15 protein-coding genes and 1 tRNA gene are annotated in these 12,923 nt (G+C 35.4%); 2 read left to right on the plus strand and 14 right to left on the minus strand.

Translation table 11 applies throughout. The features are described 5' to 3' along the window. Nucleotides 1-16 precede the first annotated feature (16 nt). The 10 genes from H4O18_RS05070 to H4O18_RS05115 form a co-directional block, all read right to left on the minus strand. Nucleotides 17-667, minus strand: coding sequence for an NUMOD1 domain-containing DNA-binding protein (locus H4O18_RS05070; RefSeq protein WP_187582063.1), 651 nt, complete (start codon nt 665-667; stop codon nt 17-19). Next, nucleotides 660-2,066 (minus strand): primase-helicase family protein, encoded by a 1,407-nt coding sequence (locus H4O18_RS05075; RefSeq protein ID WP_187582065.1) that lies wholly within the window; start codon nt 2,064-2,066, stop codon nt 660-662. Before H4O18_RS05075 ends, H4O18_RS05070 begins: the two co-directional genes overlap by 8 nt. Nucleotides 2,067-2,275: 209 nt before the next feature. Further along, nucleotides 2,276-3,025 carry a hypothetical protein gene (locus H4O18_RS05080; protein WP_187582067.1) on the minus strand — a complete coding sequence of 250 codons (750 nt, stop codon included), beginning with the start codon at nt 3,023-3,025 and terminating at the stop codon, nt 2,276-2,278. Nucleotides 3,026-3,232: 207 nt separating this feature from the next. Next, on the minus strand, nt 3,233-3,484 hold the full coding sequence (locus H4O18_RS05085; RefSeq protein WP_187582395.1) for a hypothetical protein: 252 nt from the start codon (nt 3,482-3,484) through the stop codon (nt 3,233-3,235). 66 nt (nt 3,485-3,550) lie between these two features. Further along, entirely contained in the window at nt 3,551-4,534 is a 984-nt protein-coding gene (locus tag H4O18_RS05090) for a DUF3871 family protein (RefSeq protein ID WP_187582069.1), read from the minus strand. Continuing rightward, a complete protein-coding gene (locus H4O18_RS05095) occupies nt 4,512-5,408 on the minus strand; it encodes an AAA family ATPase (RefSeq protein ID WP_187582071.1) in 897 nt (298 codons plus the stop codon). Before H4O18_RS05095 ends, H4O18_RS05090 begins: the two co-directional genes overlap by 23 nt. A 124-nt stretch (nt 5,409-5,532) precedes the next feature. Then, nucleotides 5,533-5,877, minus strand: coding sequence for a hypothetical protein (locus tag H4O18_RS05100; RefSeq protein WP_187582074.1), 345 nt, complete (start codon nt 5,875-5,877; stop codon nt 5,533-5,535). A 141-nt stretch (nt 5,878-6,018) separates the two neighbouring features. Next, nucleotides 6,019-6,429 (minus strand): hypothetical protein, encoded by a 411-nt coding sequence (locus H4O18_RS05105; RefSeq protein ID WP_187582076.1) that lies wholly within the window; start codon nt 6,427-6,429, stop codon nt 6,019-6,021. Further along, nucleotides 6,426-7,436, minus strand: coding sequence for a hypothetical protein (locus tag H4O18_RS05110; protein ID WP_187582078.1), 1,011 nt, complete (start codon nt 7,434-7,436; stop codon nt 6,426-6,428). The genes H4O18_RS05105 and H4O18_RS05110 overlap by 4 nt, the downstream gene beginning before the upstream one ends. Before the next feature lie 107 nt (nt 7,437-7,543). Further along, nucleotides 7,544-8,314, minus strand: coding sequence for a hypothetical protein (locus H4O18_RS05115; RefSeq protein WP_187582080.1), 771 nt, complete (start codon nt 8,312-8,314; stop codon nt 7,544-7,546). 202 nt (nt 8,315-8,516) lie between these two features. Here H4O18_RS05115 and H4O18_RS05120 point away from each other — a divergent pair, with 202 nt between their 5' ends. After that, complete coding sequence (locus H4O18_RS05120; RefSeq protein WP_187582082.1) at nt 8,517-8,693, plus strand: helix-turn-helix domain-containing protein; 177 nt, start codon at nt 8,517-8,519, stop codon at nt 8,691-8,693. A 10-nt stretch (nt 8,694-8,703) separates the two neighbouring features. Here H4O18_RS05120 and H4O18_RS05125 read toward each other — a convergent pair whose 3' ends face one another. The 4 genes from H4O18_RS05125 to rseP all read right to left on the minus strand — a co-directional run bounded on the left by H4O18_RS05125 (nt 8,704) and on the right by rseP (nt 12,007). Next, on the minus strand, nt 8,704-9,930 hold the full coding sequence (locus H4O18_RS05125; protein ID WP_187582084.1) for a site-specific integrase: 1,227 nt from the start codon (nt 9,928-9,930) through the stop codon (nt 8,704-8,706). Nucleotides 9,931-10,162: 232 nt separating this feature from the next. Beyond that, nucleotides 10,163-10,236 (minus strand) — tRNA-Asn (locus H4O18_RS05130). Nucleotides 10,237-10,242: 6 nt separating this feature from the next. Next, a complete protein-coding gene (locus tag H4O18_RS05135; protein ID WP_187582086.1) occupies nt 10,243-10,527 on the minus strand; it encodes a GIY-YIG nuclease family protein in 285 nt (94 codons plus the stop codon). A gap of 163 nt (nt 10,528-10,690) precedes the next feature. Further along, entirely contained in the window at nt 10,691-12,007 is a 1,317-nt protein-coding gene (gene rseP, locus H4O18_RS05140) for an RIP metalloprotease RseP (RefSeq protein WP_187582088.1), read from the minus strand. A gap of 164 nt (nt 12,008-12,171) precedes the next feature. Between rseP and H4O18_RS05145 the strand changes: the two genes are divergently transcribed. Next, nucleotides 12,172-12,846 (plus strand): SCO family protein, encoded by a 675-nt coding sequence (locus H4O18_RS05145; RefSeq protein ID WP_187582090.1) that lies wholly within the window; start codon nt 12,172-12,174, stop codon nt 12,844-12,846. Nucleotides 12,847-12,923: the final 77 nt, after the last annotated feature.

The following is a 12,923-nucleotide window of genomic DNA, read 5'->3' on the forward strand; positions in this document are numbered from 1 at the left end:
TGGTTTTATTTAATATTTAAACATATTTCCAAATAAATCCGCCACTCTGTTCACGTTCTCCCCTGCAGCACCTTGCAATACAGGTTTTGGATATTCCTGTTTCCTTTGCGGCATCTGCAACAGAAATATATTTAGCAACCAATTCACCATCTGTTTTAAATTGGCAAACTTCCTTCTTTCTTTGATCCTTATCTGGAATAAATGGTTCTGTATAATCATAACTCCAATAGAACCCTCTACAGGTAACATTGTAACCCAGACATGCATTACTTATGGATTTTCTAGAAGAATTAACCGCCTCAGCGGCTTTTTCCAATGAATCATAGAACCCTACCAATTTACCTTCATCCATATTATATTGGTAAACATTCTTTTGAACTCCACCGCCGCAATCGGAATTATAGCCATTGACATTGCTATTGTATTCCATAATGTACCTTTTTTCTTTAGCAGCCATTTCATTTACATCATTGGCAGTATCTATTTGTTCCCAAGCAAAAGCCTCGGGACCATAAGTCCCGATAGCTTCTTGAAAATAACCTCCTAAACCTTTATTGGATTTTTGCACATGGTCCTGCATACGTTCTTCCAAACTTTTGCCAGTCGCACCAATATACACTTGACCAGTTTCAATAAACGTTGCCTTATAAATTATCTTCTTAGACATCCTTCACCTCTTTTTTAATTCTAAAAAGATAATTTCCTCCTGAAGATTTCTGGTCAAATGAAGCGGAGTTCTCTATTGCAAATGAACACAACCATTTTTTAAAAATATGGGGACTCCTAACTTCGACTTCTGGATGTGACTCTTGAAATAAAGTCTCAAAAACCCTTTTATCCTGCCATTCATTGAACTCTACGAATTCATTGGCAAACTCGACAAATTCTTGACAACTCCCATCTACCAATTTAGCTCTTTTCAGGTTGATCGGTTCTACTTCAAACAATCCATGTCTCAAATAATCCTGTACACAGGACATCATAAAATAAAAGAATCTACTCCATTCCTCTTGGTTCCATGCATTCCCAAAAAACCTGTTTCCAAATTCCATCTCTGGAGTGAAATTTGCATCGTAGTAATTAGACAATTCAAACTCATGCCTACGCCTAACATCCGACGAACCGCCTGGTCCCTTTACAGGATAGTTGGATGTGATTAAGATTTTAGGGGAATCTTCATGTTTAATGAAGTAAGATTGTTGTCTCTTTTTCTCCACCTCTATTCCAGAAGTAATCATGGCGTAAAAATTTTCGAGGCTTACATACTGGTTTAAGTCATCATACACCAATACATCCGTAGTAAGTTCAATTCTTTGATTTTTAAACCAGCTTCCTGTTTTAATTTCCTTGCCATCAAAAATTTCCACTTCTCTACATTTTGAAATTGCTTGACTTAGAAGTGTCTTACCAGTACCTCCATGAGCTTGATTATTAAGGCACATATTCTCGTCATAAAAAATAATAGCCTTGGATTCACCTACTTCTTTATTTCGGTGCAAGAGGTACCCTAAAATAGTTTTCAAAGCTAGTAAACGTTCATCCTGGTTGCCAGTAATGTTTTTACTAAACTGTTCAAACTGACCAGCACCTGGTTCATTCATATGCACATATTCCTGCTTTAGAATGCGATTTTCCCATATAGGCATTTCTAAACTATCATAACCTAGCACTTTAATTTCCTTATCTGTTATTTTACCGTAACAATTAGGAAAGTAAAAATTTGAACTTTCACTTTTATCCCTATCCTTAACTAATTCGATCTGCGGTAATAGATTGGATTTCCTTTTAGTAAAATAGCCCGCCATACCTTTGGCATAGGTTTCCAATATCTTATCTTGTCCACAAGAAACTAAATGCTCTTGAATAATTTGATCGACTAAGGTTTCGTCGACCCTGGACATTCTGTTATTAAACATTTTGACCAAAATTTGGTCGGTTTCTGAAACCTTGGCCATTGCGAATCCATTTCTTTCTAAAAACCCCAATAATCCAATATTTGAAATTTTTGGCTTTCCTTTTTCGTCTTCCTCCCAAAATATTGGGTAATCCACTTTTTTTAATTGCATAGTACAAATTTTTAAAAAATTAAATATTTAACTTTAGCAATGAAGCGATTCCATTGCTGCCGACTAAATGAAAGTGAAGAGTGGGCTTTGAGTGCTTTAATCGTTGACTTCAAAACTATTCCGACTGCGACTGAATTCTCATTTAATCTGCAGCAAAGAACTTGATAGATAGGACTAAAATTTGAGGACGATTTTCCGTCCCTAAGGAATTATTCTTTATAAAAATCTGATTTACAGAGTATTGACATGAGTCTTTTTTTGGACTCGGTAACTATAGGTGGGGTCTGTTGATTGTACGCACTAAGTCTTTTTCTAGAATCATTGATAGGTGAAAACGTATCACCATCGTTATATTCTACCAAATTGTCTATAATTTGTGAAAAGGCTGAATTGGAAAGATATTCTATTTGTTTATTTTCTCGTAGAAGGTGAAAAAAATAAAGCACATCGGCCTTATTCCATTTAAATTTTAATTTAGCTTCGGCATAAGGAAGGGGGTATTTTACATGATTTTGAATATCCTGAGTCAAACGTTCTAATTGTTGTAATACCCTTTTTTTAATATCCCCTTCTAGATAAAGAGCTTCCTCTATTTCGCTAAACCATTTAAGTTGGTCATTGATGACTTTTTTTGCATAATTCTCCAAGGCTTCGGTATGGTATATAGATTTTTCATCAATATCCCTTTGGAATTTCTTATAGTGAAGATTTGCCATTTTTGTGATATTGGGATATAAGTAATCCTTCAAGAAAAAAAAGATTTGCTCTTCTATTCTCCCAAATTCGTCAATAAAATCATCCATTTGGATTTTAAAATCAGGCATTAAACACACCATTTCCAATTCTTGTAGGCTGGGCTGGTCTCTTAATGGTAACAAACGGAAATCTCCTTTTAAGGATTGAAAGTCTTTTTCAGTAATAAAATCCGTGAACTCTAATTGTCTAGTTATATATCCCATAAGGCAATTACATTAAATTTGTTGACAAGTTGTCATTGGTCAAGTTGTCAAGTTTTTTATAAAAATAAAGAACCCTCCCATATTTCATTATAGGAGGGTTCTATTTTCTTGAATTCAATTCATTTTCAGTGGTTTTTTGGTTTAGGAGAAACCGTCTCAAAAGCTTGATTATCCAAAATACAGCATAACTCCTTTTCTTAATGGTAATTAATCCGTTAATATATCAAAGTGATGGTAGTAGTATGCTCTCCCATGGATGATATATACCGTCTTTAATTCCTTAGTGACTTTTACCTCTTCCACCCATACCACCTGCCCTTTTGCCAATTCCTCTAAATCATCCGAAACAATTACCTTAAAGGGGGTAAACAGGAGTTTCAACAAGTTGTTCCATGTAACTATATAAAGTTCGTTTGGGGAGCTGTATTTAAGCAATTCTGCCAGTTGTCTTTCATTCATAACATTATTTTCTAGGAGGATATTTTCAAGGTATACCACTCCAATAAACTGGAAATAGCTATATAATTAATTTGAGAGCAACCAATTTGAGGTGTTGTTTTCCATCGAAATACCCATGTTATTCACTAACTCGAATGCATTGACATTACGTTCCAAATTATTATCTATGTAGGAGGACTTGTTGGCTTCCGTAAACATATTGTACAAGTTCCAGAGGTTAATGGACCCATCAGTTTCTCTACTAAAATTTTGGCCAACATAGTACTCCTTGACCACATTGCTTATTTGGCTGTCATTGAGTGCCACAGGAAACACCTCCCTTTGCTCCATTTTATCCATATGCGGGTACATTCGAAGTTTCCCTATGAAATGAGCAAACTGCCTTTCAGACAATTTATAATTACTTAAACGCTTCATAGCACCAATATGCCTTTCCTTATCATAACCTTGAAATAGCTGTTCCATTCGTTGCTCCATATCCAGTATGGAACCAATACGTATATCATTGGAGAACCCATCTGTGCTTATACAAAGATTGGTACAAACCCTATTTTTAAAACCAATAAAAACTTTAAATTTTTCCAAGGACTTTTTACTGTAAAGATTTTCCTGGTTATAACTCCTTACCCCTCCAATGCTTAGATTAAGCTCATTGCCATTCACTATCTCCTTAACACTTGGCAGTTCAATTAAAAAGGCACATCGCTCATAATAGATGGTCTTTTCGTGTGGTAATAATTCCTTGGCGGGTTTACCTACTGCTGAAGGTATCCTTCCCTTAATAACATGGCTCACCCTAATGTTTGGCTGCTTAATTTCCATATCAGGGAATAATTTCTGAACCACCTCCTGAGCTTTATCAATAAATTGATAATGGGAAATGGTAGATTCATTGTCCTTGCTAAACACTGGTATAACACAGTCATTTTTCAAATGCTCCAATGTTACCTTCTGCGTATTGGCCTCAATAAAGCTGCTTATTGGTCTATTGGATACTTTTGAGGCATCCTGTATCATTTCTATTGGGTTATGATTGGCTATTAATTCCATTGCTTGTAATTATATTAGGTTCAACAATATTGTCCTGGTCAATCACTTGGTTATTCAAGTTTTCAATTGACTGTTTTCGCTTTAGTAGTAAAGGATGAATTTTAGTCTGCATACTCGTGTATTTAGTGTAAAGCTCCCTTAAACCCTCTACAGTATCACATGATTCTATTTCATGTTTGACATCTTCTAGGGATAATCCCAGACTGCACCATTGCATCAGTTTTTTACCTGTAGACTGGTTTATTATAAATTCTGGTTTGTCCATGAAAAGTCCTGTTCTGTCCTTGGATGCCTTTGCTAAATGTTTGTCATTGATAAGTTCAAAATTCACGGTAAGTTCATATTCAAACCCTTCCCTCGTGATTTCCTTTGTACCATGTTTAACAACCTTGGTCCTTCCATTTTGATCACTATCCAAGGAGTAATCTATTTTACTTCTTACAGTGGTGATAATATGGCACTTGGACTGTAATATAGCATCAATAAAACTTTGGTGTCTTGGAGAAACTTTGCTCCAATCCTGAAACCTACCTCCCAATTGTTCATGTATTTGTAAACAGCCTCCCTTCCCTTGCCATTCATGGGTTATACTATCAATGATTATAACCTCAATTGAGGCTTTCTCGCACGTTTTAATGGCATTAATATATCTTTCCGGACTGTAGGGCTCATCTAGAGAAAGCACGTTAAAATTGCCCAAATGCGCATATAAATTGGCACTATTGTTCTCTGTATCTATAATGGCTATTTTGGACCAATCATTGGTAATACCATTTGCCAGCAATAGTGCAGAAAATGTCTTTCCAAAACCACTGGCTCCACTTAATCCAAGCCTTAATTTCACTTGGTGCCGTTGCGCTGTTTTTAACTCCATAATTTCTATTTTTAGGGTTTATAATCAATATTATTATACTTTATACTTTTTGAGAATTGCACATAAAAAAAGGACCCCTACTAGTGTAGAAGTCCCTCTATTATCTAGTTGGGTCTTTACTTTTCTATGCCACCACTTCACTGTTAATAACGTTGTTCCTCAAAATATCCTCCTGAGCTGAAATGAATTCATTACGATAGTTCAAAGTGATAACTTCACCAGTATCCTGATTGGTATACTGATAAGGTTCTGTTTCTACCCTTTCAATCCTACCCTCCAACTCCGTCCCAATGGCAGCTTTGCACATATCTTCATTAAATGTACAAGCCACCTTAGCTTCCTTGATTGTAAGGTAGGTTCTGTTGGTTTCTTGACTTGTAACCGCCTCAATACCTCCTTGCACCACAAGTGCATAAAATTCTTTCCCATCCTCTTTTTGATAGGTTTTGTAATCCACAATTTTTACCATGGTTTTAAATTTTTAAGATTAAACAATACGGGGGTAACCCCAAAACCTAAAGAGAGTGGGGGGTGATTTCTAGGTTAATCCGCATTCACCTTGAAAAAAGTTCAAAAAAATTACTGGGAAAAAATTTTTTAGTTAGGGCGTCTACACTCCCTTCTTTTTAATGTCAATTAAGCTTCCTTCCTTAAACTTTAGAAGGAATTCATCTTCATATTCCGTTAAATAATCTGCATGAACATATTTAATCACCTTTCCATGTGGCACACGAATGGTTCCACTAAACCACTGGGCAAATACCCTCTTCTTTCCTGGGAATAAATAATCAAGACCAACATCAACAATCTTTTCATCTTCAATCTTACCACTAAAGTCAACGAGGTAAAGCCGATTATTAATTAACTCCCAACTCCCAATATATCCTCGCCAACAAGCAGTACTAAACAATATAAGTTTCGGCTTAGGTTGCAATTCTTGAAGATATACTGCCAGCGGCTCAGTAGCCATGCCATATTCTTCTCCGTCAATTAGGAGTCTTTCTTTTATTTGGGCGGTCATTGTTTTGAGATTACTGAACCATCATCCATAACAATGCTGGTAATTAAACCCAGACTGACAATAGAATTTTTTTCAGCATATTTTCGAGCCCTTTCTATAGCGGCAAAATTTGGATTATAGATATTGTAACTTACATGATAATTCATATCATTGTTTGTGTCGGACCAAAAAACATCATCAGGATAATAAGAAGCCAGGTGTTGTGGTCCAAGTGGAGAATTTAATTCCATTGTTAAGTCAACATTTCTGAACAACTCATTATTAAATAAGTCTTGGATGACCAAATCATATCTAATGGCGGTAATTTTCCTTAAATCATACTTTTCACTTCTAGAAATGGAAATATCGAATTTAAACTTTTTTTGAGTTGCGCTTATATTTTCCCATCTACAATTTGGGTTAGCAATCTTAGCCAGCTTTTTTATGCTTTGATTTAACTCAATAGAATCTTTTATTCTTTTATTTCTCTCCTTAAAATCAGCAGGCATATAATGAAGATTATATGAAATAAAGTCCCCATATATGGTGTGATCTAGGTTAACAATTATGCTTTCATTTTTCCATTTTAAATCATACAATATTTCAGAATCTCCTTCATTCCAAGGTGAAATTAAAGAATCAGGTTTACCGTACCATTCTGAGTACTTGGCAATGACAGCTTTCTTGACCTGTTCAGAAGAATTCTTAGGATCCAATTCAAAAGCCTGGATTTTTCCAAAGTCATATTCACTTTTATTGAAGCGCATTGAAAATGATATGTTAACGGTATCCTGACTTAAGATATATGTGTACCTATTTATTATACCAATCAGATCTAATGACTCTGTACTATCTGACTGCATATCCTTTTCTGTCAAGAGCTCCATGTCCTTTAAATGGCGTATAAAAGTGTCCTTTGGCATTTCGCCTAATTTAACAGTCCCAAGTGGATCCTTAGATTCATAACAACTAATCATGCAAAAAAAGAAAAGCCATAAATAAATTAAGGTGTATTTTTTGTGTTTCATAATTATAAAATTTTAAAATATGATTAGTGTACCATTCTGGAGATTTTTTAGGAAATACACCTTAGCAGAGTCTAACAATGTTAAGTATGACGTGCTGAAATTAACTCCTATAAATATGTAAATAGTACTGTGCCATTTGATTCTCCTGTGCTTGAATACTTTGTATAACTGCAACTCATTGGATAACCCTCGTTATCATATGTATAGCTAATTTCAAACTCCAGTTCATTATCTTCATAGATTTTCGTAGGATTGTGCTTGAAATTCAAAGGTATAATATCATAGGGGTAAACCTCTAAATCTACAAAGAATCCAAATTCTGACCACAGTGAGTAAAAAGGGTTAATCTTATCATCAAACTCAAAAGTATAGACAGAAGTATGTTCAGTATTTTCTGGACCTATCCTATAAGTTACTACATCCCCCTTGTAATTATATGTTGTGAAGGTACTTTGATTATACTCCCCTTCAACTGTTTCAATAACTGAGGTTACGTTCCCATTTTGATCATAGGTGAACTCATCATTTTTATCACCATCCGAAATCATTTTTAATCTTCCCTTTTCGTAGAAAAATTCCTTTATCTCGTCAAACTGGTTTGTGGAATTTGACACTTTATTATCTGAATTATACTCTATGAATTGCTTCTCACCAATATCATCGAATGTTTGCATAAGATTATTCGTGTAGGTAATTCCTATTGAATCATCAATATCTGTCCATTCTCTATTGTCTACAACACTTTTTAGTAATTTAATGCTCACAACATCTTCTTCATTATTTTTCTCCGATTCGAGAGAGTCACTATCTGAACATGATGTAATGATTAAAGGCATAAGGACTACAAAGCTTAAATAACTTAAATAAGTTTTGATCATAATACTTGGATTTAGTTTTTACAATAATAGTTTTTTGCTGTGTTTGGTTTTTGCGGTTTACCGTATTGTGGAACTTTTTAAATTTCAAATATGGAAAATTAAATTATCAAAACACATATGTGTGTCCGAATTATTTTGCAGTAAACTACACCTTTAGCGTGTGTTTACAGTTGAAGAAAAAGAAATATTGCTCAGGTTAGGCATGAAAATTAGATCTCTTAGAGAAGAGAAGGGCTTGTCGCAATTTCAGTTAGCAACTGAGGCTGATATTCCCAAAAATCAAATAGGTAGAATAGAAAGGGCTGAAATAAACACTACCATACTTACCCTTTCCAATATCGCGAAAGCTTTAAATGTCGATGTTAAAAAATTCTTGTAAATAAATTAGTCTACCAGCCCTTATCTAATTGTTTGTTTTTGTCCATAAGCCTTGTCATCTCCTCACTCACCCTTTTCTGAACCACCTTCCCATAATACTCCTGCGTAATCTTTATACTGGAATGCCCCAATAACTCACTTACAATTTCCATAGGAACATCATTGTAAAGTAGCACAGTAGATGCAAAAGTTTTCCTAGCCATATGATGGCTTATAGGTTTATTTATTCCTGCTATTCCAGCAATTTCTTTTAGATAAGAGTTAATCTTTTGGTTGCTAAATTTGGGTAATGCAAAACCTTCAGTTTCATTGTCATATTTATCTAGAAGGACCTTGGCTTTAGGCAATAAAGGCACAGATATTATTTTACTTGTTTTTTCCCGTTTCATTTGGATCCATTCATTGCCATCAAAGCCCTTAACTATGTGCTCCTTTTTAAGGTTTGCCATTTCATGGTATGCCAATCCGGTATAGCAACAAAAAACAAAAAGATCCTTAACCAGTTCAAGTCTAGGTTGGGCAAATTGATGCTCTTCGAGCAGCTTTAACTCATCTGTAGAAAGAAATACTACTTCTTTCCTGACCCGACCTGGTTTGTGTTGTGCAAATGGATCTTTATCCAAATATCCTTCCGCTACGGCCACCTTAATAGGCTTTCTAAGACGCTGTACTGCTTTATTTACTGTTACTTGCTTCTGATCCTTTACAGTCTTTAAATAATGCTCGAAATCAGCTAAAAATTGAGGATTAAGTTTGTTCAATGGAAAATCCTTCTTTTTATACTCTGAGAAAATAAATGCCTCTAGGTCATTGCAGACATATTCAAATTTTCTCCATGTAGCCTCCTTAATATCCTTATCGATTAATTGCGATTTTTTAGCAAGGAACCTTCTAAAATAGTTAACCACATTGTCCTCCTTCTTTACTATTTTGCCTGCGTACCTGTCAAAAATGTCATTAATACTATAGTCATCGGAAGCAAGTTCCAAAGAGAGAAGAGCATTATTGAGTTTCTGACATATTAAGGACATCTGTCCATTTTTCGATTTACTTTCCAAGTCCTTGCTAAGTACTATTTGCCTTTTAGCATTCCAATAATCTAGATTTACAAATAGACCTGTGGCAAAAGCAAGTCTTTTCTTTTCAAAAGTAATCCTGCAGGAGATGGGGCATAAACCCCTTTGATTCATTTTCGCCTTACTAATTACAAAGCGAATAGATAATTTGTTTTGATTCATAACCAATTGATTTTAGTGTTAAACAATTGGCATGCAATTCGGTTTCATTAAATGGGAACCTCGAGATTTTGAATGGGAACCTCCACGGGAACCTTTTTTCTCAAAATAACTTGGCAAGTTGACTTTTTGTTGGAAAGTGTTCTTATGGTCTTAAACAAAGGTATTCCCAATGTTTACTGACCTAAAACAAAAAAATCCAACCTAAACAAATAGATTGGATTTCTATAAAAAGCTCCCCCTCTTGGGCTCGAACCAAGGACCCTCTGATTAACAGTCAGATGCTCTAACCAACTGAGCTAAGGAGGAGTGTATTTAAAATTCTCTTTTTAACTTAATGATCATTTCAGGATACTTTTTTAAATTTTCTATGTATACCTTACTTTTCATTTTTTTAATATGGGTTTCAATTTTTCTGGCTATGACCCTAGTCTCAACCTCGAAACTCAAATACAGCTCCCAATCATTGGATTGAGAAGTAAATGAACCTTGATATATTCCCATATTGTGCTCATGTATTCTTTGTACTATATCAACCGTTTCTCCAACGTAATATTTTTGAAGACGTTTTGAATACAAAACATAAACCACATAATTCATAATCTCTTAAAGAACGTTTCCTCTAACCTCCCGATAGCTATCGGGATGAGCTAAGGAGGAGTGTATTTTATCGCCTAAGCGGGTGCAAATATAAATGTTTTTTCAAATACGCCAAACAAAAAATGGCTGTTTTACACCTAAATTTTAAAAATATTTATTTATCCTATAAAAACTTCTTGATGATATTCCAGATATCGTTTCCAAATACCACTGCCATAAGCCCCATAAGTATAACAAAACCAATTATTTGACCGGTTTCCAATACTTTTTCGCTTGGCTTTCTGCCAGAAATTATTTCGTACAATAAAAACATTACATGCCCACCGTCCAATGCCGGAATTGGTAGAATATTCAAAAATGCCAACCAAACAGAGAACATGGCCATAAAATTCCAAAAGAAAATCCAATTCCATTTTTCAGGCATCAATTCTACAATTCCAATAGGCCCTTTTACCTGTTTGTAAGCTCCCGTCTTAGTGTTAAATATTACCTTAAATTGCCTTATTTGATCCGTCAATACCTGTATAGTCCTGTTATAACCTGCTGGAATGGCCTCAAGAAAACTATAATTATCGGTAACCCTAAGATCGGTAAGATCTAATTCTATTCCTATTATTCCTTCCTCTGGAACTGTTAGTTCCAAATGCTCGGTAGTACCATTCCTTAAAACGCTAATGTCCAATTTCTGATTTGCCGATGCCCCTATCTTACTTCTAAATTCGTCCCAAAATTTGGTATCCACTCCATTAACCCCTATGATTTCATCACCTGGCAATAGACCAGCCTGCTCCGCTACAGACTCCGGCTGCACCTTGGCAATAATGGCTTTTGATCTATATCCTAAGAAATTTTTACCCTGAGTAGCAAAAACGGTCTCCTTTCCTTCATCCGATAAGGGAACGGTAATTTCCTGTCCATCCCTTTTAACCGTTACCTCATCACCAAGGATAATATCCAAAACCGCCTCGTTGAATTTTCTGGTTTTCTTATCATCTACCCTCAAAATTTGATCCCCCGTCTTCAACCCCAACTGTTCTCCAATAGAGTCTACTACTATCCCGTATTTCAAACTATCCGAAGGAATATAGGTGTCACCATTACTTGCCAACATCGCAGTATATATTACCCAAGCCAACAAAAAGTTGACAATAACCCCACCGGTCATTATGATAAGACGTTGCCATGCCGGTTTGCTCCTAAATTCCCATGGCTGTGGTTCTTGCTTCATTTGCTCGGTGTCCATGCTCTCATCGATCATCCCCGCAATTTTTACATAACCTCCCAAGGGCAACCAGCCAATTCCGTATTCCGTATCCCCAATTTTCTTCTTGAAAAGGGAAAACTTAACATCAAAAAACAAATAGAATTTTTCTACTTTGGTCTTGAAATATTTTGCGGGAAGAAAATGGCCCAATTCGTGTAGAATTACCAAAATGGATATGATAAGTACAAACTGTACAATCTGTATTGCTAACGTCATTAAGTATTTTTTTTAAACTTTTAAAGCGCACAAAAGTACATTATTACGTGGTCTTAAAAAAAAAACTATTATCCCCGAGGGTATTTTTAAGAAAGATTTAGTAGGGATCCCTGTAAACATCCTTGAATAATCTTTACATCTATCCTACCTTTACCAAAAAAAACATGCGTTCGTTTTTTGCCAAATTCAAATTCTTCGGCATTGTTCTACTCATTATTTCCGGGGTAATCATTTCCCTTTTCTACAATGCCCTCCAACCCAAAAAAATATTGCCCGTTTACCAACCTGCCATGGTAAATTTCGAATTGGTGGATAGCACCCTGCAGCATGTAAAAAAATACCATACCATTGCCGATTTTGCCTTAACCAATCAGAATGGAAATTTGGTGACCCAAGAAGATTACCGCAACAAAATTTATATCGCCGATTTTTTCTTTACTACCTGCCCCACAATTTGTCCTATTATGACAAAAAATATGGCCGGAATTCAAGATAAAATTATAAATGACAATGATGTATTACTACTATCCCATTCCGTGACCCCGGACATTGACTCCGTTCCGCAATTGAAAAAATATGCCCTGGAAAAAGGGGTCAAGGATAGCAAATGGAATCTGGTTACGGGCGACAAGCAGCAGATCTATGAACTGGCCAGAAAATCCTATATGGCCGTTAAGACCAGTGGTGATGGTGGTCCTTATGATATGATCCACACCGAAAACTTTATTCTGGTAGACAAGGAGCGTAGGATAAGGGGATTCTACGACGGTACCAAAACGGAAGAAATGGAGAAATTACTAAGCGATCTGGAAATATTGAGATCGTCCTATAAGGATTGATATTTCAAGTAATTCTGGAAAATTAAAAGAACAGAATGATATTTGGCCTTTTGCCATTACAAAACTTCAATTACCAG

This window comes from Arenibacter arenosicollis, assembly GCF_014397245.1.
Taxonomy (GTDB): domain Bacteria; phylum Bacteroidota; class Bacteroidia; order Flavobacteriales; family Flavobacteriaceae; genus Arenibacter; species Arenibacter arenosicollis.